Source organism: Saccharicrinis sp. GN24d3, from assembly GCF_052400645.1.
Lineage (GTDB): Bacteria > Bacteroidota > Bacteroidia > Bacteroidales > Marinilabiliaceae > Saccharicrinis.
The window spans coordinates 1-22,085 of sequence record NZ_JBQTGI010000002.1 but is presented as its reverse complement, the minus strand read 5'-3'; the positions used below and the strand labels follow the sequence as shown (position 1 = coordinate 22,085).

The window sequence follows — 22,085 nt, the reverse complement described above, 5'->3', positions numbered from 1 at the left end:
ATCGGCCAGTTCTGCGGCAATGACGGCCGCTTCCAGGGTGTTATGGTCCTCGCTGTTCACGATGATGTCAACCACGGTGGTTTTAGGTATAATAACCTTGTCAATAAAATGAATGATTGATCGTCCAAAGTGAACATCTGCTCTCCTCACTTTTGAATCATTTACATAAATGTTGTGATCAACATGCGATATTAACAATGGGTTACCATTTATGGCTTCAAGATGAGTGCCATCAGTTAAATCAGTAGAGCTATAAACTCCGGAAACCATATGACCTTTCAGCAAATCAATAAGGTCAATGAAAGGATGCTGGAAGTAGAAATCTTTCTGTTCTTCCGTTAAATGTTCAAAAGCATCTTTGGTAGGTAAAAAAACGGTTAGAGGAGCTTCATCCACAATACTCTGAAAAAGGGAGTTTAAAAATTCATAATGTGGATCATCATAAAAATTGAAAATGTTGCTTTGGGTAGCACTTTTTGTTTGTCCGGAGGTAGAAATAACAATAGGACAGAGTAGTAAAAGAACCAGAAGTCTTTTTACAAAGTAGTAATAGTTTTTCATGACATAAGTTTATTTTAGAAAATATAAGAATAAAGTAAGAGAGGGAGGGGACCTTAAACAATTAAATTCAGTTGCTTGATGGAGAATTTAATGAAACCTGAATTGAAATAAAAAGATAGTCATAATTAAAATAAATTTCAATGGTTAATAGATATCAATATTCCTTAAACAATAATGTTTAATAAAAGTTCATAAAAATTAAACAAAAAAAACTTAATGTGGTATTTTTATTCTAATATTGTGGTTATATAAAGGCAAAGGAGTGGGTTTATATTTATTTTAAAATGGTTTGAGAAATTGAGCTCAAATATATTTCTTATCGTATTTTTATTTAACAATCATATATTTGTAAATAAAAAAGATGATTGATACTTTATTAAATCACAAAACCATCCGAAAATATACTTCTCAAAAAATTGATGAAGCGTTACTTAACCAGATTCTGGAAGCAGGAATTCGAGCATCAACAACGGGGAATATGCAATTGTATAGCATTGTGGTATCACAGGATGAAGAAATGAAGGAGAAGTTGGCTCCTTGTCATTTTAACCAGCCCATGATTAGGCAGGCGCCTGTTGTGTTAACCTTTTGTGCAGATTATAACCGCTTTAATAAATGGTGCCAATTAAATAATGCTAATCCGGGTTACGATAACTTTTTATCTTTTATGACAGGAGCAATAGATGCTTTGTTGGTTGCCCAAAATGTTTGTGTTGCAGCAGAAAGCAACGGGTTGGGAATCTGCTATCTGGGTACGGTTATCTATACTTCAGATAAGATAATTGATGTGTTGAATCTTCCCAAAGGTATTGTGCCGGTGGCTACTGTAACCATAGGTTACCCTGATGAGAATCCAGAACAGGCTGAAAGGTTGCCGCTAGAAGGTGTAGTACATTATGAGAAATATGTGGATTATTCGGATGAGATGATAAAACGTATATATTCCGAAAAGGAACAGCTTGCGTCAAATAAGGCTTTTGTAAAAGAGAATGACAAAGAAAGTTTAGCACAAGTGTTCACGGATGTTCGTTATAAAAAGCAAGATAATATTGCCTTTAGTAAGGTGCTGTTGGACGTGCTTAAAAAACAAGGTTTTATGAATCAGTAATAAGCTATTGTTAATTATCGGAATGAAATAATAGTATAGACAGAAATAAAGATGACTTTTTTATAGGATATGATTGAACTTTTTATTGCAAAACTGCGTTTTAAAGGTAGATTATTTATAATAATTTTAAGGTTAACTATTGCATTTTTGTCTGTTTATAGCTAACTTGCTTGATGTATTAGTTTAAAAAATGATATTAAATTATTAAGCAATTCATTTGTTTGTGTTGTGTGTTAACAAATGAATTTTGTGTGTTGTGTTAGTTGAGAATGAAAAGGCCTTTATTTCCCCAAAACAAAGGCCTTTTTCAATTAATATTAGCTTGAATATAACGTAATCCTGAAATTTTCCTTTACTCATCAATACGCTCTATGCTTTCTTAAATGTAAGCCCCAACGATTCCCCAATCTCGTTTAATTCATGGATGACCGGAGGCAATAGATTAATCCCGTTTTTCATTCTTTCTTTGGTCAATTCTCTTTCCGGATCACCGGGAACCAAAACTTTTTCAAATCCCTCAGCAGGTGTTGCATTTCTGAATGTGGTAATCCAATTGTCCATGTGTTTCTTGAACTCATCTGCGGGACGAAAGGCGTCTATCCTCATAGCTCCCAGGAAATGACCAATACCTTCTCCTACGGGGTTGTCCGGCACAGGAATATAAGACACAAAAGGCGGAACCCATGGGCCGTAATTTGCACCGGGTAATACAGCTGATAAAATATCAACCAATGCACCCAGACAATAGCCTTTATGGCTTCCGTGTTCGCGGTCGCTACCTAAGGGCAACATGGCACCGCCTTTTCTCAGGATGGCGGCATCGGTTGATGGATTTCCCTTTTCATCTTGCGCCCACCCCAACGGAATATCTTCTCCTTTACGTTGCAGAACTTCCAGTTTTCCGTTGGCAACAGGAGTTGTTGCCATATCAATAACAACAGGAGGTTGTTTATCTGCAGGAATGGAAACCGAAATAGGGTTGGTACCCAAAAACTTACTTTTTGAAAAAGTGGGCGATACCAAAGGACTGGCATTGGTCATCGACCATCCAATCATATCTTCTTCAAGTGGCAACATGGAATGAAATCCGGCAATGCCGTAATGGTTAGAGTTTTTGACCGCAACCCATCCGGTTCCAACATTCCTGGCTTTTTCCATAGCTATCCGCATGGCTTTAGGAGCAACCACCAATCCGGCACCTAAATCACCATCAATAACCGCTGTGCTTGGTGTTTCATGAACAATTTTAATTTTTGGGGTGGCATTGAGCCTTCCTTGTTTCCATAAACGAACATAGCCACCCAGTCTGGCGACACCATGAGAGTCTACCCCTCTTAAATCTGCTGAGAGTAAAACATCGGCAGCTAATGCTGCATCCTCTTTCGAACTTCCCATCTTAAGAAAAATATCACGGGTAAATTCTTTTAAATATTGTATGGTATACATTATGACTTGATTTCGTATGAAATATAAAGATAGATAAAACACGCAATACGGGTTATTTGGTACGATTGTTTTCGTGAATGATTATATTTTTAATATAAACTATTTGTAATTATGTTTCGATTTTTGTTAATTTATAATAAATATTTTATACCCTAAAACTAAATAAATATGGCTAGATCTACTACCCTTGCAATAATTATGTTTATTGCAGTACAGCTGTTTGCTGGAAAACCCCCCATCAAATTTGGTAAAATCGATATTGAGGATCTAAAAATGACCGTGTACGAGCCTGATACTAGCGCGGCTGCCGTGGTATTGTGCAAATATGGATATTTTAATGGAAATCAATTTGAGTTTACCACAGTTACCCGCATAAAAATTCTAAAAAAAGCAGGAGTAAGCTTATCCGAGTTTTCTTTTCCGGGAAAGGAAGATATGCAAGTACGTGGCAGAGTATATAATCTCGAAAATGGGGAAATAGTTGAAGAAAAATTAAAAAAGGAATCCATTTATAAACTAAAAATAACGGAAGACTATTATCGATTGAAGGTGGCATTGCCAAATATAAAAGTTGGAAGTGTTTATGATATAGAGACAACTCAAGCCTTACTTCCCGCGGAATTCGCATTTCAAAGAGAGATTCCTATAAAATATTGCGAACTTGTTTTGGAATCAACATCTGAAATTGAATTTAGGAAAAGAGCTCGTGGTTTTGGCAGAATTAATCCAATAGGCAGCGATAAATATGTGGTGGAGGATATGCCTGCTTTTAAAGGAGAATCATTTATGGATTCTAAAGAGAATTATTTGACAAAGTTCGAGTTTGATATTTTAAGCATCAGTATTCCAGGTTATTATAAAGGATTTACTACATCATGGGAAGCTGTAAATAAAATGTTGCGATCGAATCTATATTTTGGTGGGACTTTAACGAATGGTGGTGCTTTCTTGAATAGTATCAAAAAAGAAATTGAAGCAAAGTATACTGATCCTTACGATAAAATGGTAGCTGCCTATGAGGCTATTAAACAGGTAAAATGGAATGAAGTTGAATCACTTTATGCTTCAGAATCTCATTTGGGCGGTGCTTTTAAAGATAAAAAAGCTAATTCGGCAGAAATAAATATGATGTTATATCAGTTGCTACAGAAACTGGATATTTATGGATTGCCGGTAGCAATAAGTACAAGGGAGAACGGACGGTTGCATCAATTTTATCCAAGTCTGGAAAAATTAAACTATATGTTTATTCGTGCAAAAATTGATAATGATGAATATTTATTGGATGCAACAGAGGAATTAATGCCGGTCAACATGCTTCCGATGAGATGTTTGAATAAAAGCGGTAGACTGATTAATAACCAAAGCGGTAGTTGGATTAACTTAAAGACCGATAAGAAGGATAAATCTGCTATAGTTTATAATTTGAAACTTACGAAAGAAATGGTTGCGGAAGGTACAATGGCGTGTAGCAGAAGTGACTATTCTGCCTACTATTTCAGAAAAGATTATAAAGGCTTTGCGAGTGATGATGAGTTCATACAGCATATGGAGATGGAACATCCAGGTTTAAGAGTGAAAGATTTTGAAGTAAATAATATAGATTCCATTTATAAACCACTTAAGGAGAAATATAATGTCAAAATTCATAATTTGGCGCAGCAAGTAGGTGATATGGTGATGATTAACCCATTTATTTACGAGAGAGTAAATGATAATCCTTTTAAACTTGAAGAACGGAAGTATCCTGTGGATTTTGCTTATAAACGAGAGAAGTTAGTTATGTCTTCTATTACAATACCAGATGGGTACACTTTTAATGCCGTTCCAAAACCAACTAAAATTGCTTTGCCTGAAAAAGCGGGTTCTGTTTTGATTAATTATTCAACAAATGGTAATGCGTTAAATGTGCTTTATAAAATTAAAATTAATAAAGCGGTATTTACTCCAGAGGAATATGCTTATTTAAAACAATTGTATGCTTTAATTATTGAAAAACAAGCAGAACCAGTGGTAATTAAAAAGAATCAAGATGCGGCTACGTTATAAATTAATATTTGCATTGTTTGTGTTTACAACGTTAGCTTTCGCCAAAAAAACACCAATGTATCCGGTTTCTGCTATTCCCGCAGAACTATTAAAAGGTGCCGATGCTGTTGTTCGTAAAAAAAGTACGGTAGTAGAAGTAGTATCGGAAAGCAAGATGTACTGTTCTGAGAAATTTGCTATTACCATACTTAAGGAAAGTGGCAAGGATAAAGCATTGTTCCGGGAAAGTTATACCAATTTAAGTAGTGTCAGCAATATTACGGCTATTGTGTATGATGCACTTGGAAAAAAAGTAAAGTCAATCCCTACAGGTGAGATCAATGATTTTACGGCTATATCTGGAGCTTCTTTGTATGAAGATAGAAGGGTGAAAGCAATCGATCCTAAATATTCCGTTTACCCTTTTACAGTAGAATATACTTTTGAAAAAAAATATAATTCGGCCTATTATTTACATGGCTGGTATGCTTTCCAAGGATACAATACGGCAGTTGAGGATTACCGATTTAAACTATTGGTGCCTCTAGACTTTAAGTTTCATTATAAAGAATATAATTTGCCCAAGACAGCTGAGGAGGTTGAGGAGGATGAGAAAAGGCAGTTGTTTTGGCAAATTCAAAATTATAAAGCCCCCCAGAAAGAAGTATTAAGTGCCCATTACGAACATTGGGGGCCTGCTGTGGCTATTGCACCTAACCGTTTTGAAATCAATGATTACAAGGGAGATTTAAACAGTTGGGCAAGTTTTGGTCGTTTTTTCTTTGAACTAAACAAAGGCAGAGACAATGTTCCCCAGGCAACAATTGATCATTTGGCAACTATGTTAAACGAAAATATGTCAGATTATGAAAAGATATCAACAATCTATCAGTATTCACAGAAGAAAAACAGGTATATAAGTATACAGGAAGGTATAGGTGCACAACAGCCATTTGAGGCTGAAACGGTGGACCGATTATCTTATGGAGACTGTAAAGCTTTATCGAACTATGTAGTTTCAATATTGCGTAATTTCGGCTACAATGCATATTATGTACTGGTTCAGGCGGGTGAAGAAAGTTTTTCGGAGAAAGATTTTGTGAATGACTATTTTAATCATGTCATAGCTTGCGTTCCACTTGATACCGATACGATATGGTTAGAGTGTACCAATTCTTTTATTCCATGTGGATATTTAGGCGATTTTACGGATGACAGAAATGTTCTATTGATAACAGAAGAGGGTGGGAAACTGGTAAAAACACCCGGGTTCGATGTAGATGAAAATAATCAGTCAATAAAAGGAGATATCAAAATTTTTGATGATGGCTCTGCTTCAGGGAAAGCTCTAATATCCTATAAAGGATCATTATATAGCGATGAATATGGCTTATTGTTGATGGATGAGACTGATCGTAGAAAGAAAATAATAAAGTCTATAAATATCCCCCACTTCGATTTAATAGATTATGAAATAGTTCAACACAAGTTAAGAAAACCATGGTTGGATAAAAGTTTGTCCATATCCATTCCTGGTTTTGCCAGTAAAATGGGAGAGCGGTTATTCTTTTCTTTAAACGGGATGAATAAGTCATCTGTTATTCCGCCATATTCCAGAAACAGAAGATCACCTATGATGATTTCACGTTCATATAGTGAATGCGATTCAATGACCTACCTGCTTCCAGAGGATTATAAGATGGAAGCTATTCCTGAGCCGGTTGAACTGAAATCTGAGTTTGGAGAGTATCGGAGCAAAGCAAAAATAATAGAGAATAGGATTGTTTATGAAAGATCTTTGAAAATTTGGAAAGGGCAATACCCCAAAGAAAGATATAATGACTTTGTAGAGTTTTTAGAGAAGATAGCGAAGTACGATGAAGTAAAGGCTGTACTGGTGAAAAGCTCTTAGGTTAGTGACTGATGAATTACGATACATAAATAAAGCCTGCTTGTTTCAAGTAGGTTTTTTTTATGAAATAATTGTATTTTCACTGCTCTAAACTAAATATTCCAATTCTTGAATCGCTTTACTGTCTGTCTGTTTCTGTTTTTCAGCTGTTCCTGCTTGTTCGCTCAAATCATAGGGGTGGTTGTAAACGCGGAACAGGTGCCAATTGAATCGGTTCATGTTCGGAATGTGAGCACAGGAAAAGGGGTGGTGTCCGATAGCTCGGGTTTTTTTAGCATTGAGGCATCAGTGGGCAACATACTGGAATTTCACCATCTCAATTACAGCAGTTGTTATCTACCCGTTTCATCCCCAAGTTTAGACAAAATAGTATTGCAAAAAAAGGATTTTTCCATTGATGAAGTAAATGTAACTTCCCATATCAATCCCGAATTTACCCAATCAACCATAACCAGCATTAATAGGGTGCCTAGTTTTTTGGGGGAGCCCGATGTGATTAGGTACCTGGGCACTTTACCCGGGGTTACCTCTCTGGGAATGCTGGATGCGGGTATTTATGTAAGAGGTGGGAACAGCTCTCAGAATTCCTATTTGGTAAACGGCAACCCGGTAGGTGATCCGCAGCATATCGCCGGTCTCTTGTCAACATTCGATCCTTATATTCTAAACCAATCCAAGTTCTTTAAATCAGGTTTTCCTGCAAAATATAATGGTTATTTATCTTCTTATGTTAATATGAAACCGGTAGATTATTTAATGGAAGATTTTAATGGAGAGGTGTCTTTGGGGTTGTTATCATCATCTGCAAGAATTAAGATTAAACCTGATCGAAAGAAAAAGTCACTTTTAGGAATTTCATTTCGTCAATCTTACTTTCAATTACTTGCCAATGCATATAATAGAGACAAAGAGAGTAACCAACAATTGCCGGCTTATTCTTTTAATGATTTTACGCTATCCTATAATTTTTCGTTAAGCAGAAACTGGAATGCCACGTTTTTTTCCCTGATGACCTCAGATCATTTGCCCATGGATTTTGGCGAGGGTTTCAACTATGGATTGAGGTGGAGTACTTTCTCCAGTTCGGTACAACTAACAGGAAGGATATATGAGGGAATCCGGGCAATTGTGTCGTTAGGATATAATCGCTATATGTCAGACGTCAATATGGATTCATGGGTGAACTCAAACAGTATAAATAAAACCAGGCAGTTCAACGCGAGAGCTCAAATGGTGCAAACCATATCATCAAACATAGGCATCAATTATGGAATCGAAACCACCTTTAAACAATATGATTACAACCAGGAAATAGAGAATTCAACGGAGAACTATTTTGCAAATGAATTGATTTTCGCATTTACCGAAGGCAGAGTAAAGTTGAACAATAGCCTTTCGCTAATTGCCGGAGTAAATGCATCTACTTATTTAAGCGGTAGTGCTAAGTTTTTTTTATCGCCCAGGCTAAAGTTGTCTTATAATAATAGCATTTGGTCGGCATGGATGGACTATTCCAATTCACTGCAGTTTGAAGAACGGATGAATATATTTACGGTTCAAAGCCCGGTGGATATTTGGCTGCCGGTAAAAGAATATTCACCTTCAAAAAGCGATCAGGTATCTTTGGGTGTAAAATTAAGGCTAGGTGCCAAAACTAGTGTTCATCTGGGAGCATTCTATAAAAGTTTAACGGACATTAAAGAATTTGAGACTTTTAACAGGGTTGATCTGAGCGAGAGTATCGATAAGATGATATCAGGGTGGGGAAATTCTAAAGGCGGAGAATTGGATGTTACCTATAATTCGGGCAAAGTATATACACGGGTAAACTATACGCTTTCGCATGTGCGGGCAAAGTTTAAAGGCATCAACAATGGCAACTTTTTTGATCCGCCTTATGATGTGCGTCACAATATCCTGTGCAATACCTCATTTAAGGTTCTGAAAGCATTGAACTTTAACTTATTGTGGACATATAAATCCGGAGTTACGGCAACTGTTCCCGCCGGTGTTGCTATTGCGAAAGATATTGGTGGAAACGGTTCGGAATTTATACCCGTATATGAAGAACGGTATAATTACAGAATGCCTTCCACACATCGCATGGATTTAAATATGGAATACCTGAAAAAAACCAAGGGCAACTTGTTGAAAGTTAATGTGGGTGCTTACAATGTATATAATCAACAGAACCCGAGCTTTGTGTTTGTTCAGGCTGAATCAAAAGATGATTATTTTATTAAGTTTAAACTCAATTCAAAAGTTATATTCCCATTTATGCCGTATTTCTCGGTTAGCTATAATTTTAATGTTAAAAAATAGACAAAGGATATTTTAAAAAGATGAAGTTTACAATTATAGTGGTTTTAGCGTGGTCGTTGTTGTTTTCATGCATCGAAAACAGAGAGCTGCCATACAATGGTTTATTGGCCGAGCCAGGGTATTTTATTGAATGTTATTTGGTGCCGAATGATAGGTACAAATTAACAGCAACGAAATTGCAGCCTTTATACGACGATTATATTTTGGATTATTCGTTGGAGTTTGATGTGAGGATAGATACGTTGAAACTTTGGCAAGGGTTATTTAGAGAGAATAATTCGGATTACGTGTTTAATTATAGGCATAGTTATCGATTTGAACCATCCAATAAAACTTCGATAGATGTACAGGTAATTACGCCTGAAATGGATACAGTTGTGGCTACGACAACTATACCGGAGGAAATTGATATTTTAAACGAGAAGAGAGCAGGTGATGATATATCATTTGGTTTCGAACTGTCGGAACAGGGGTGGCACAACTATTTCATGATAAATATAAACACGGCACAAAAGGATACCACATTCCGGAAAGTACGCTTTTTAGACTATAGCCATATGAACACAAGAGATACAGTAAATATTAATTATACAGTTTTAAATAGTGAAACTTTTGATCGTATAGAAATAATTCTTCGAAGAATAACAAAGGCCAACTACGATTATCAGATATCTCTTGAAAACGCCAAGGATGCCAACAGCGATAATTTAATTTTACCATCGCCATTGGCAGGGAACTTAAAGAATGCTACGGGTATTTTTACCTGTTTCACTCGGGATAGTGTGGTATGGAACAGGGAGTAAATTATTCAAGAAGAAAGTACGAGCTGCAATAAAAGTGTTGGCCAGAGCGATAGATCTTATCGGTGGTGGCGGGAGGAAGGATTCTATTGGTCTATATTTTTTTGCTTCCGTGCCTGTCAGCAAGACAAGGTTTTTGCAGCGAAGATATAAATGAAGTATCGTCCCAAAATCAAATAAATTATAGAACGAAATTCGTTGACTTAACAATATTACCCCAGCTAGAGGAAAAAGGTTTATTTTGTTGTAAGTAAGGATGTTTCAAGAGGAGAATGCTTAATGTGGACCTTTGTTTTGACTTGGCACATAGTAAGAAGCTACTCAAAATCCAATTTGGTAATAAAAAAGTTAGGCGTAAAAACCAGGCTGATACCATAGGCGTATTCCAGCGCTGATGCTTCAACATCGTAGTAACTCTCCACTTGAGCGTTAAATTTAACTTGTTTCATAAGAGTTTTGTGGTAGGTGAACTTGGCGGTTATTATTTGCCTTTTTTTGGTATAATAATCTAGCTTGTAGTCGGATACTGAATAAAACAGCGCACTTCCTTTTGGGGCAAAGAAATTACTGGCGTTCCAATAACCGGCCATTATTTCACCATGCTTGTAGGTGAGGATTCCGGTAGGATAAATTGCACCACCTTTATTGAATGGGAATGTTCTGGCGTCTGTTAAATCATTATAGCTGCAAAAATAGGTGGCAAGACTAATCTTCTTTATAAAAGCGCCGTCAATCTGCTGTGATACTTTAAAGCCTGATAACAGGTTTATCAATGAATACGATTCGGTTAAATAATCACTGATTTGACCACCTAAATGAAATGCGGTCATTTGAAATGGTATGCTCAGATTAAACCGGGCTTCGGGTTGTGTGATTTTGTAATCGAGGCTGATTCCACCGGTGAACTTCTCGGGAATTTCATCACCATGGAATATAAACTGTTCCCAATCTATCCAGGTGTCTAACCAAAGTCGTTCGGATTGGTGAAAAAACTGAACACCGGTTTCGGTAGGTCTTAAATATTGCCATTCCGGATTAAACAAAGGTTCAATAAGTCGGTGATGAACATCTCCTTTAATATTCCCCAATATCATGTCCCATTTTTTACCCAGCTTAACATACGCGGAAACTACAGGAACAAATTCGCTAAAGTCTTTGATACCACTATATTTTACGAGGTGTGCACCAACTTGCAGACGGACATTTTTACCTGCGTAATACATCAGCGACGGCTGGATTGAATAACCGGGTAGCGTATATCCTTCGGTATATTCGCCAAAATATTCGTTGTTTTTTACAAAGTTGTTGTTTTCTATTCTGAAGTATAATTTTCCTGTTGCACTCGTATCAAATTCCGCAAAGGTATATCTATGTGACAAGTCGATTTGAGCCCTGGAAGTAAAAGATGCTCCAATTAGAATAATCGTGAGAAAAAAACTTTTTAAACAAGTATTTGCTTTCATTGAGTCGCTTATATAAAAGTCGGTAATTGGTACATCATACTATCGGGCAAGTATAAGGTTACAAATAGGTATAAAAATATAAAAAAGCCGTAAATACTGTGTAAATACGGCTTTTGTTTATTGTTAATTTATTTTTTTTGCCACGTTAATTGGTCAGTGTGTGCCAATGGGTTTGTCTTTGTATCAAACAAGAATGTAGGTTTGACGTATTTTTGGGAACGGTTTTGAGGAAATCACTACAGCTCAAAACGGCACATTGCTTTTCATTTCGGCTTTTTACTCTCCGCGTTCCGCTCTCTGTACGTTCCGATTTTCGACTTGTACATCTCGCTTAACGACAACACTGGATTACTTTTGTTCAACAACTATTGACCAGTTGGCATTGTCTATCTTAATTGCGCACCAACTTCTTTCTCAAAATTGCGGATCATGTTATTCATGATCTTGTCAATTTGTTTGTCGGTAAGTGTCTTGTTTTCATCTTGCAGAATGAAGTTTACGGCATATGACTTTTTATCAGCACCCAACTTTTCTCCTTCGTAAATGTCAAATAGCGAAACGCTCTTCAAAAGTTTTCTTTCTGTTTTTTGAGCTACCGTTTTTATCTGGCCAAAAGTCACTTTTTTGTCTACCAGCAATGCCAGGTCGCGACTTACCTCGGGATATTTAGGGATTTCCTTGTAGGTTAAGGATTGTCTTCCTGCTACTTTCAAAAGATTATCCCAATTGAATTCGGCGAAATAAACAATGTCTTTTAGGCCGAAGTTTTTTCCAATCTCAGGACGTACCAAACCATAGTCTACCAGATGGATTTTGTTTTTGGTGGCGACGGTAACTCCCTCTATGAAAATGTCATTTGTGACATCTTCCTCGCTGAGCATACCTTCAGGCAAGTTTAAACGACGCATTACCTGGTCAACCACAGCTCGCATATCCGCAAAAGAAACCTCCCTATCCTGGGCGTTCCAGTTCGCGGCAATCATCTTACCTGACAAGAAAATACCCAAATGGTGTTCCTCGTTATACTTTTCGAGCGATCCTTTTTCTCCTTCAGGGTTCAGATAATAACAATTTCCGAATTCAAAGATCTTAAGATCGCTGTTTCTACGGTTTATGTTATGCGCGATAGATTCCAGTCCCCCCATTACCAATGACTGACGCATTCCTGCCAAGTCGTTGCTCAACGGGTTGAACAATGCTACCACATTCTTTTCGGGGTATTTCTCCAGTTTTTCGTAGAATGATGGCTTCGTCAATGAGTTGCACATGATTTCGTTAAAACCCTGTGCCACCAATTGGTTTGCAATAATATTTTTCACCTTATGATCATCCGGCTTATCCGAATACACCAAGGTAGAGTGCACTTCATTTGGAATTTCGATATTGTTGTAACCGTATATTCTTAAAATATCCTCGATCACATCTACTTCGCGCTGTACGTCTACTCTGTATGGAGGAACGGACAACAACATGCCTTTTTCGTCCTCCCTTACAATCTCCATCTCCAAGGCAGAAACAATGTCTTTAATTTTCTCCTGACCCAGTTTTTTTCCGATTAAACGATCTATGTTTTTCCATGTAACCGCAACCTCAAAGTTTTTAACGGGGTTAGGGTAGATGTCTGTAATATCCGATGAAATGGTTCCGCCGGCCACTTCTTTGATTAATAGCGCAGCTCTTTTTAAAGCATAGACAGTAATGTTCGGATCAATCCCTCTTTCGAAGCGGAAAGAGGCATCGGTGCTCAAGGTATGCCTTTTGGCCGTTTTACGCACAAACACAGGATTAAAGTAGGCACTTTCCAAAAACACCTTGGTGGTAGACTCTTTTACCCCACTTTTTGTTCCACCAAACACACCCGCGATACACATGCCTTCTTCAGCGTTACAAATCATCAGGTCCTGATCGGAAAGTTCTCTTTCCATCTCGTCCAAAGTCATGAACTTGCTTTTTTCAGGCAGAGTTTTTACGATAACTTTGTTGCCTTTTATCTCGTCCCCATCAAAGGCATGCAAGGGTTGGCCCAACTCGTGCAACACATAATTGGTAACATCTACAATATTATTGATGGGTGACAAACCAATTGAAACCAACTTGTTTTTTAACCACTCCGGAGAATCTTTTACTTCAACATCTGAAATGGTTAAGCCTGCGTATCTTGGACAAGCCTCTTCGTTTTCAACGGCGACATCCACCACAAAGTTTTTGTTTTCTACAGCAAAGTCATCAATCGAAGGAGGCGATAAGACAGCATCCTGGCCGTTTGACTTTAAGTAAGCCGCCAAATCGCGTGCTACACCATAATGTGATGCTCCGTCTACCCGGTTAGGTGTTAAGTCAATTTCAATTACCGTATCGGTCTCCACATTAAAATAATCTTTGGCCAACGTTCCAACGGCAACATCTTCCGGTAAAACCATAATTCCGTCATGGCTGCTTCCCAAACCAATCTCGTCCTCGGCACAAATCATTCCCAAAGAAGCTTCGCCTCTGATCTTTCCTTTTTTTATGGTGAAACTATCTTCGCCATTATATAACACAGTTCCAACAGTTGCCACAACTACCTTTTGTCCTGCAGCCACGTTAGGTGCACCGCATACAATAGCTAGGGCATCTTCGTTACCGATGTTTACGGTTGTTTTGCTAAGTTTGTCGGCGTTAGGGTGCTTTTCACAGGTAAGAACCTCACCAATCACTAAACCTTCCAAACCTCCTTTGATAGATTGAACCTCTTCGATTCCACCTACCTCAAGACCAATGGCTGTAAGTATTTCGGAAACCTTTTGGGTTTCCATATCTATGTTTAAGTAATTCTTTAACCAGTTGTATGAAATCTGCATTTTATACTATTTAAAATAAATTTAGTGTTCGGTAAAATGCCAATATTATAAATGAAAACCGTTAATGATCTAATGAAATTAACGGTTAACTCATTTAAAAATCGGAATTAACTATTTTCTATCCGTTGAAAATGAATACAATCGCAAAAGGTTTTATGGGTGAAATCGGTCATATTGCATTTCAAGGCAACAAAAGTAATTATTTTGATGTCAAGTTGCCAATAACAGAACCGAAAACTAATAATACGTATCATACATTTTTATATATATGCTTATCTATTGTATATTTGGGGACTTATTTTTCAATAAAAAACAACGCAACGTGACCAATAAACCATTGATATTAGTAACCAACGACGATGGAATCCATGCCAAAGGGATGGCCTGTTTGGTTGAAGCTGTGAGCGAATTTGGCAAGATTGTAGTGGTATCTGCCAACAAATCTTTTTCAGGCATGTCACATGCTATTACGGTAAAAAACCCGTTATACATTAAGGATATGGGAGAAAAGGATGGAGTAAGTTATTACGTAACCAACGGAACACCGGTTGATTGTGTAAAGCTTTCTTTGCATACGATCTTGCCTCGTCATCCCGATTACATTGTTTCCGGCATTAATCACGGCTCAAATAGTTCAACAAGTGTACATTATTCAGGCACTATTGGGGCTGCTCGCGAAGGCTGTATGAATGGTGTCCCATCTATCGGATTTTCTTTGTTAAGTTATCAATCGGATGCTGATTTTAGTGAAAGTATGAAAGTAGTTAAGTCTGTTTTTAAGTCTGTGCTTGAAGAGGGTTTGGCTAAGGATACTTATTTAAATGTGAACATTCCTGACACAGATAACGTAAAGGGAATTAAAATGTGTCGTCAGGGTAAAGGGAAATGGGTGGAGGAATTTCTGGAAAGGACTGATCCCAGAGGTAGAAATTATTACTGGTTGACAGGTCATTTCGAAAATTTAGAACCGGAAGCTACAGATACTGACGAATATTATTTGGAAAATTATTTTGCAACAGTTGTTCCCTGTGCCATTGATGCAACAGATGCAGCTTCGTTAAAAGAAAATAAAAATTATGAACTGTAAATGTAATAAACTCTACATAGGCCTTTTGATAGGTATTGTACTGCCCTTGATAACCTCATATATAGTATTCTATGTGCGCTTTGGGGATACTTTAACGATACCTGAATTTATATCGGGCTTAATAGAATTGGATGGGTTTACTAAACTGTTAAGTTTAAGTGTTATTCCGAATTTAATATTCTTTTTAATTGCCATTAATTTAGAAAGATTATTGGCGGCCAGAGGAATTGTTACGGCAACGGTGCTATATGCCGTTGTGGTTATGGTATTGCGTTTTTCATTATAAAAGTATAACATTGAAATATTATATCATTGCAGGTGAGCCTTCGGGAGATTTACATGCATCCAATTTAATGAAATCCCTAAAAGTTGAAGACCCTAAATTTGAATTTAGGTTTTGGGGCGGAGACCTGATGAAGGAAGTAGGAGGGGATTTAGTGCGACATTACTCCCAAACGGCTTATATGGGCATTAAGGAAGTGGTTTCCAATTTAGGTAAGATAAAAGCCAATTTTAAGTTGTGTAAGAGCGACTTGCTCAATTATAATCCTGATGTTCTTATTTTGGTAGATTATCCGGGATTCAACCTGCGAATGGCCGAATTTGCCAAGAAAAAAAGCATCAAAGTTTTTTATTATATCTCGCCAAAAATTTGGGCCTGGAATACCGGAAGGGTTAAAAAAATTAAGGCTTATGTAGATAAAATGTTTACCATTCTACCGTTCGAAACCCAGTTTTACCAACAATACGGGGTACCTATCGATTACGTGGGTAATCCGGTTTTAGATGCTATCGACAACAGAAATAACAAAGGTGAGGATTTTAACGCATTTAAGGAGCGTAATGGGTTGGATAAAAGGCCTGTTGTGGGGCTGCTGGCAGGATCCAGGGTGCAAGAAATAAAATACGTTTTGCCCGAAATGGTCAGGATGATCGACCAGTTCCCCGATTATCAATTTGTAATTGCAGGTGCCCCCTCGTTTACCAAAGCGGATTATCAACCATTTGTAGCGGGTAAAGATGTAAAGATTATTTTTAAGCAGACTTATGAATTATTGCAACAGGCTCAGGGTGCCCTAGTTACTTCAGGAACCGCCACTTTGGAAACGGCTTTGTTGGATTGTCCACAGATTGTGTGTTACAAAATGTGGGGAGGAAAGAATTTTCATAGGTTTATCAAAAGATTCGTGTTAAAGGTCGAGCATATCTCTTTGGTAAATCTAATACTGAATAAAGAAGGAGTTCGGGAGATGGTTCAGGAAGAACTAAATTTTAGAGATTTAAAGTCTGAGTTGACTAAACTTTTGACGGATCAGGATTATAGAATAAGGATGTTTAATAATTATAACGAGCTGCACAAAATAATGGGAGAACCGGGAACTAGTTCCCGTGCAGCAAAACTAATGGTTCAGGCATTAAATAATTAGTATTTCCATGTGGAGTTTATATCATAAAGAGATAACATCATTTTTTAGTTCCCTGACCGGATACTTGGTGGTGGGTGTGTTTTTGGTGCTCACAGGTTTGTTTTTATGGGTGATACCGGGCGAAATGAATATTTTATTTGGCGGGTACGCTACCCTGGATTCATTATTTTACCTGGCACCCTGGTTATATTTGTTTTTGGTGCCCGCGGTTACCATGCGTTTGTTTGCCGAAGAAAAAAGAAGCGGAACAATCGAACTTCTATATACCCGACCATTAACGGAATTTCATATTGTTCTGGCTAAATATTTGGCGGGATTTACTTTGGTTGTCATTAGCTTGCTCCCTACCCTTATTTATTTTTATTCGGTAGTACAGCTGGGAAATCCGGTCGGAAATATTGATTACGGTGGTACATGGGGATCGTTTGTGGGGCTGCTTTTTCTGGCAGGAATTTATGTGGCAATAGGGGTTTTTTGCTCTTCGTTGACCGACAATCAGATAGTTTCCTTTGTAATTGCCGTATTGCTTTGCTTTGTTTTTTATTATGGATTTGAGGCTTTGTCGCAATTGGTTCCCGGGAGTAACTCGCAATCGCTAATTGTATACTTAGGGATAGATGAACACTATCAATCAATGAGTCGCGGGGTAATCGATTCCCGTGATTTGCTTTATTTTATTAGTGTAATCACTCTATTGTTATTTCTTACCCGAACAGTTATGGGAAGCAGAAAGTGGTAGGAGTTAGTTAAAAGTTGAAAGGTATGCGAGTTGCTAATTGCTAAATGCTAAAGAAAAATGTCTAGAGATATTCGATCAAAAAATATTTGGCAGCTGGTTGTTTTGCTGGTTGCCATTGTGGTAGTAAACATGTTGGCAGGTTCCTGGTTCTTTCGCATGGACCTGACCAGTGAGAAGCGTTATTCCCTCTCTGAAAACACAAAGGACTTATTGGTGGATTTGGAGGAAGCCATTTTTGTTAAGGTTTACCTGGAGGGTGATTTAAACGTAGGCTTTTCAAAATTATCGAAGGCTACTTACGAGTTGATGAACGAATTCAGGGTGTATGGCGGAAGTAATATAGAATTTCGTTTTATCGACCCGGCAGAAGGAACCAAAAAGGAAAAGGAATTAGTTCAGAAGGAAATGCAGGAGCTTGGATTAAGTCCTGTGCCGGTGTATGAACAAGCCGAAGACGGGAGAAATACGACATCGTATTTTTATCCATATGCTGTAGTATATTACAACGATATGCAGCTGCCATTAAACCTGTTGGAAAATATCAAAGGTTTTTCCGGTGCGGAGAATCTCAATAAATCCATTGAAAGCCTCGAGTTTAAATTTACCGATGCCATTAGACGGGTTACCATGGACGAAAAACCCAGGGTTGCTTTTATTGAAGGACATGGAGAGCTGGATGATTACGACGTGATGGACATCACTGATCATTTATCACAATACTATCAAGTAGATAGGGGGGTAATCGGAAATGATCCAAGTATTCTTGATCCATACAAGGCTATTATCATTGCAAAACCCCAAAGCAAATTTTCTGAAAGTGATAAGTTTGTAATCGACCAATATATGATGAATGGGGGACGGGTGATGTGGTTGGTGGATGCGGTAAACGTTACCTTGGACAGTCTGAGGAAAGCCAGGGAAACCATTGGTATGATGGCCGATTTAAATATCGAAGACCAGCTTTTTAAATATGGTGTCCGTATCAATCCGGTATTGATTCAGGATATCCAATCGGCCATGATTCCCATGTCTGTCTCTACAGGCGGTCAGCCAAGGATAGTTCCTGCGCCATGGTTATACAGTCCTTTGTTAATTCCGCAGCCCGATCATGCTATTTCGCGAAATATGAACGTGGTGCAGGGCGAGTTTGTAAGTTCTATCGATACGGTGAACAGTCAGCTTCATATTAAACGAACGGTTCTGTTGAGGACATCGCGTTATTCAAAGGCTGATCAAGTGCCTGTTTTTGTTAGTTTGGCCTTTGTGAACGAAAAACCGGATCAAAGAACCTTTACACAATCGTTTATGCCGGTTTCCGTTGTTCAGGAAGGGGTGTTTACCTCAGTGTTTGAGAATAGAATGGCACCCGGGAATATTTCCCCACAACCAGTAGAGATTAAAACCCAGAGTGTTCCTACAAAAATGATTGTGGTAGCCGATGGGGATTTAATAAGGAATAAGGTCCGCTTTAAAAACACCAATCCAAAAATCCTACCATTAGGCTATGACGAGCTCACCAAGCAAAATTTTGGCAACAAGGATTTTATCCTGAATGCCATTCACTATTTGTGCGACGATGCCGGTTGGATGGATCTGAGGGCCAGAAGTTATACGTTAAGGTTGCTGGACAAAAGCAAGATAGCCGACCAATCGTTTTTCTGGAAGATGATTAATGTATTACTGCCCCTTTTCCTGGTGCTGGCATTGGGGTTTGTAGTTTCGTTCTATAGGAAGTATAAGTATATGAGATAAGTTTGGTATTAAGATGAATAATAAGCGTTACTTTCTGATTCTTCTCGCCTTTTTAACATTAGGCCTTGTTTACTATTTCACTCAATCCAAAAGTACGCTTGAGGATGAGTTTGATATTGCGTTGGCGTCGGTGGAGGAAGTAGATGAAATTGAACTGAGTTCTGGAAACGATGCCGTAAAACTAAGAAAAATTGGAGGACTGTGGGATATCAATAAACAAGGCATTGCCTCAAAAGTTAAGATAGATGCATTCCTTAAGGTGCTTGCTTCTTTATCGGTACGTAATCCGGTAACGGGCAGTAGAGGCCAGCAGATTAAAAACGTACTTTTGGAGGAAGGCGTATGGGTAACTTGCAGCAGCAATGGAAACAAACTATACAAGCTTGGTTTTATATTGAACCCCTCGGATATGGTGGGGAGTTATGCTTTTCGTGAGGATCACAGATATGCAGTGCAGTTAAATGTTGTAGATAAGGAGGCTCGTGTGTTTTCTGCAGATCCTGCCTTTTGGCAAAGCAAACTTATTTTCTCCGTCGCATCTGAAAATGTAAAAGAAATAAACGTGGATTGGGGAAGCGAAGCACACAATTTCGCGGTAAGGGAGAATGCCAATTTAGGTTTTGACTTTTTTAGAGATAAATCCGACCAAACCAAACTAGCTGATGCAAATAAACTGAAGTACTATACCTACGAGTTTGCTAACCTAAGCATGAATGACAAAAATAAAAAATATAAGGAATTGGCAGGTGAATGGATTTGTAAAGTAACCGTTACCGATAATAACTTTCAAAAAACGCAAGCCTTATTTTATCAGTTAAAGAATACAGATGGAACGATTGATAAAAACAATTTAGTGGTCAATATAGCCAATACCGATGTTTGGGGAAAGATACCCTACTTAAAAGTAAATCCTTGCCTTAAAAAAGCATCATTTTTTATCCAATCTTAAATGTTTGGATACAAAATCAGACTAAGTCAAGTTTGTTTTAAATAAAACATTGCCGGTTGAACATTCTTTTTTTGAAAGATAGTAAGCCTAAAAAGCTATTTTTTAATATATTTGGTGAGTGTTCAAAAAAGCTGATAAGTACTTTGGGTTAATTTTGGTTAAATCAAAGAATTGCTTTATAATTACCTTTGTTAATATTTTTAGTCAGTAACTTTTTAAATGGTTCATTACCAGTAGCTGATAGGAGCGAGGGTAAAGGATGTTTAAAATTAAATTGTAATCATATGAAACCGTCATGGCGGGAGCAAATAGATTGGTCGCCTAATAGGAAGATTGAGTTTTGCACCGGTTATTGTGGTTTCGCTAATTTTTAAACGCATGAAATTTGTAGTTTCAAGTTCTGAACTTCTATATCACTTACAGGCGGTAAGTCGTGTTGTTAGTAATAAGAGTACTATTCCTATTTTGGAAAACATTTTATTTGAGTTGGGCGAGGGAAAATTAACCATTACGGCTTCCGATTTGGAATCTACCATGGTAACTTCCATGACGCTAGACAATCTGGACGGGGAAGGAGTAATTGCCTTGCCAGCTAAAATATTACTTGAAACACTAAAAAAATTCCCTGAGCAACCAATTACTTTCGATTTCGCTATGGATACCAAAGCGGTGGATATCATCACCGATAAAGGTAAGTTTAGCGTCATTGGTTTAGATGGGGACGAATTTCCTGAAATACCTAAAATTGATGCAGACAAAGCTTCTCGTTTGCAGTTGCCTGCTTCTTTGGTGCTCTCGGGTATTAACAAAACATTGTTTGCTACTGCAGATGACGAGCTTCGTCCTGTAATGAATGGTATTTTAATAGAGATGTCGCCGGAAAACCTAACTTTTGTGGCCAGCGATTCTCATAAATTGGTTCGTTACCAGCGCACGGATGCAACCACGGAGTTCTCTTCATCTTTCATCTTGCCTAAAAAACCTGCCTCGTTCTTAAAGAATGTTTTGGTAAAAGAAGATGGTGACATTACTATTGAGTTTGACGACAAAAATGCTTTCTTTCAAATGGAAAACCATCAATTGGTTTGTCGTTTGGTTGAAGGGAATTACCCGAGTTATAATGCGGTTATTCCTCAGGATAACCCGAATAAAATTATCATTAACCGTCAGGAAGTGGTGAACTCGCTAGGCAGGGTTTCTTTGTTCTCGAACCAGGCCAGTAACCTGGTGAAGCTTTCTATTGACGGGGATGAATTGATGGTTTCGGCGCAGGATATTGACTTCTCCATTTCTGCATATGAAAAATTGGGCTGCCAGTACGATGGAGATCCCATTGAAATTGGATTTAAATCTGCCTTCCTAGCCGAATTGTTGGACAATATATCTTCTGAAGATGTAGTGATGGAATTGGCTGATCCGGCAAGAGCAGGTATATTTTTACCGGTAGACAATGATGGACCCGAGGACGAGTTGATGTTGCTGATGCCGATGATGATTAACGCATAGTTGTCCGCGGATAAATAGAATTAGACAAACTAATATAACTTAAAAGGGAGCATGTTGCTCCCTTTTTTTTCTTGACTTCCGCATTGGGACACCCTAAAAATATTTTAAGATAATTTCATAAAGTTCTTCTTGTTCAGTGTCCATT

General features: G+C 37.8%; 16 protein-coding genes. 12 read left to right on the top strand and 4 right to left on the bottom strand.

All coding sequences use genetic code 11. The features are described from left to right. Positions 1–561: fasciclin domain-containing protein (locus tag ACT29I_RS02635; protein ID WP_444792641.1), on the bottom strand; the 561-nt coding region annotated here is incomplete at its 3' end. Between the two features lie 361 nt (positions 562–922). Here ACT29I_RS02635 and ACT29I_RS02630 point away from each other — a divergent pair. Beyond that, a complete protein-coding gene (locus ACT29I_RS02630; protein WP_430932987.1) occupies positions 923–1,669 on the top strand; it encodes an NADPH-dependent oxidoreductase in 747 nt (248 codons plus the stop codon). 369 nt (positions 1,670–2,038) lie between these two features. Here the strand turns inward: ACT29I_RS02630 and ACT29I_RS02625 are convergent, their stop codons facing one another. Further along, a complete protein-coding gene (locus ACT29I_RS02625) occupies positions 2,039–3,115 on the bottom strand; it encodes an Ldh family oxidoreductase (protein ID WP_430932988.1) in 1,077 nt (358 codons plus the stop codon). 435 nt (positions 3,116–3,550) lie between these two features. Here ACT29I_RS02625 and ACT29I_RS02620 point away from each other — a divergent pair, with 435 nt between their 5' ends. The 4 genes from ACT29I_RS02620 (at position 3,551) to ACT29I_RS02605 (ending at position 10,180) form a co-directional block, all read left to right on the top strand. Beyond that, on the top strand, positions 3,551–5,164 hold the full coding sequence (locus ACT29I_RS02620; protein ID WP_444792640.1) for a DUF3858 domain-containing protein: 1,614 nt from the start codon (positions 3,551–3,553) through the stop codon (positions 5,162–5,164). Next, complete coding sequence (locus tag ACT29I_RS02615) at positions 5,148–7,055, top strand: DUF3857 domain-containing protein (protein WP_444792639.1); 1,908 nt, start codon at positions 5,148–5,150, stop codon at positions 7,053–7,055. Before ACT29I_RS02620 ends, ACT29I_RS02615 begins: the two co-directional genes overlap by 17 nt. Before the next feature lie 198 nt (positions 7,056–7,253). Continuing rightward, positions 7,254–9,377: a TonB-dependent receptor plug domain-containing protein gene (locus tag ACT29I_RS02610; RefSeq protein ID WP_444792638.1), complete on the top strand. Its 2,124-nt coding sequence runs from the start codon at positions 7,254–7,256 to the stop codon at positions 9,375–9,377. 20 nt (positions 9,378–9,397) lie between these two features. After that, positions 9,398–10,180 (top strand): DUF4249 family protein, encoded by a 783-nt coding sequence (locus tag ACT29I_RS02605; RefSeq protein WP_444792637.1) that lies wholly within the window; start codon positions 9,398–9,400, stop codon positions 10,178–10,180. Positions 10,181–10,494: 314 nt separating this feature from the next. On the opposite strand, the gene ACT29I_RS02600 is transcribed toward ACT29I_RS02605, so the two are convergent. Continuing rightward, on the bottom strand, positions 10,495–11,640 hold the full coding sequence (locus ACT29I_RS02600; RefSeq protein WP_444792636.1) for a hypothetical protein: 1,146 nt from the start codon (positions 11,638–11,640) through the stop codon (positions 10,495–10,497). A gap of 386 nt (positions 11,641–12,026) precedes the next feature. Then, positions 12,027–14,480 carry a phenylalanine--tRNA ligase subunit beta gene (gene pheT, locus ACT29I_RS02595; protein WP_430932994.1) on the bottom strand — a complete coding sequence of 818 codons (2,454 nt, stop codon included), beginning with the start codon at positions 14,478–14,480 and terminating at the stop codon, positions 12,027–12,029. Between the two features lie 322 nt (positions 14,481–14,802). On the opposite strand from pheT, the gene surE reads away from it, so the two are divergent. The 7 genes from surE to dnaN all read left to right on the top strand — a co-directional run bounded on the left by surE (position 14,803) and on the right by dnaN (position 21,940). Continuing rightward, positions 14,803–15,567 carry a 5'/3'-nucleotidase SurE gene (gene surE, locus ACT29I_RS02590; protein ID WP_444792635.1) on the top strand — a complete coding sequence of 255 codons (765 nt, stop codon included), beginning with the start codon at positions 14,803–14,805 and terminating at the stop codon, positions 15,565–15,567. Further along, positions 15,557–15,853 carry a hypothetical protein gene (locus tag ACT29I_RS02585; RefSeq protein ID WP_430932996.1) on the top strand — a complete coding sequence of 99 codons (297 nt, stop codon included), beginning with the start codon at positions 15,557–15,559 and terminating at the stop codon, positions 15,851–15,853. The genes surE and ACT29I_RS02585 overlap by 11 nt, the downstream gene beginning before the upstream one ends. Positions 15,854–15,863: 10 nt before the next feature. Next, entirely contained in the window at positions 15,864–16,994 is a 1,131-nt protein-coding gene (gene lpxB, locus ACT29I_RS02580; RefSeq protein WP_444792634.1) for a lipid-A-disaccharide synthase, read from the top strand. Positions 16,995–17,001: 7 nt separating this feature from the next. Further along, a complete protein-coding gene (gene gldF / locus ACT29I_RS02575) occupies positions 17,002–17,733 on the top strand; it encodes a gliding motility-associated ABC transporter permease subunit GldF (protein ID WP_444792633.1) in 732 nt (243 codons plus the stop codon). A gap of 57 nt (positions 17,734–17,790) precedes the next feature. Further along, positions 17,791–19,485, top strand: a complete 1,695-nt coding sequence (gldG, locus tag ACT29I_RS02570) for a gliding motility-associated ABC transporter substrate-binding protein GldG (protein ID WP_444792632.1) — start codon at positions 17,791–17,793, stop codon at positions 19,483–19,485. 13 nt (positions 19,486–19,498) lie between these two features. Further along, positions 19,499–20,434, top strand: a complete 936-nt coding sequence (locus ACT29I_RS02565) for a hypothetical protein (protein WP_430933000.1) — start codon at positions 19,499–19,501, stop codon at positions 20,432–20,434. 378 nt (positions 20,435–20,812) lie between these two features. Continuing rightward, positions 20,813–21,940: a DNA polymerase III subunit beta gene (gene dnaN / locus ACT29I_RS02560; protein WP_430933001.1), complete on the top strand. Its 1,128-nt coding sequence runs from the start codon at positions 20,813–20,815 to the stop codon at positions 21,938–21,940. Positions 21,941–22,085: the final 145 nt, after the last annotated feature.

Coding starts and splice junctions, on each gene's coding strand:
- ACT29I_RS02630 (WP_430932987.1), top strand. CDS start 923: ATGATTGATACTTTATTAAATCACAAAACCATCCGAAAATATACTTCT.
- ACT29I_RS02625 (WP_430932988.1), bottom strand. CDS start 3,115: ATGTATACCATACAATATTTAAAAGAATTTACCCGTGATATTTTTCTT.
- ACT29I_RS02620 (WP_444792640.1), top strand. CDS start 3,551: ATGCAAGTACGTGGCAGAGTATATAATCTCGAAAATGGGGAAATAGTT.
- ACT29I_RS02615 (WP_444792639.1), top strand. CDS start 5,148: ATGCGGCTACGTTATAAATTAATATTTGCATTGTTTGTGTTTACAACG.
- ACT29I_RS02605 (WP_444792637.1), top strand. CDS start 9,398: ATGAAGTTTACAATTATAGTGGTTTTAGCGTGGTCGTTGTTGTTTTCA.
- ACT29I_RS02600 (WP_444792636.1), bottom strand. CDS start 11,640: ATGAAAGCAAATACTTGTTTAAAAAGTTTTTTTCTCACGATTATTCTA.
- pheT (WP_430932994.1), bottom strand. CDS start 14,480: ATGCAGATTTCATACAACTGGTTAAAGAATTACTTAAACATAGATATG.
- ACT29I_RS02585 (WP_430932996.1), top strand. CDS start 15,557: ATGAACTGTAAATGTAATAAACTCTACATAGGCCTTTTGATAGGTATT.
- gldF (WP_444792633.1), top strand. CDS start 17,002: ATGTGGAGTTTATATCATAAAGAGATAACATCATTTTTTAGTTCCCTG.
- gldG (WP_444792632.1), top strand. CDS start 17,791: ATGTCTAGAGATATTCGATCAAAAAATATTTGGCAGCTGGTTGTTTTG.
- ACT29I_RS02565 (WP_430933000.1), top strand. CDS start 19,499: ATGAATAATAAGCGTTACTTTCTGATTCTTCTCGCCTTTTTAACATTA.
- dnaN (WP_430933001.1), top strand. CDS start 20,813: ATGAAATTTGTAGTTTCAAGTTCTGAACTTCTATATCACTTACAGGCG.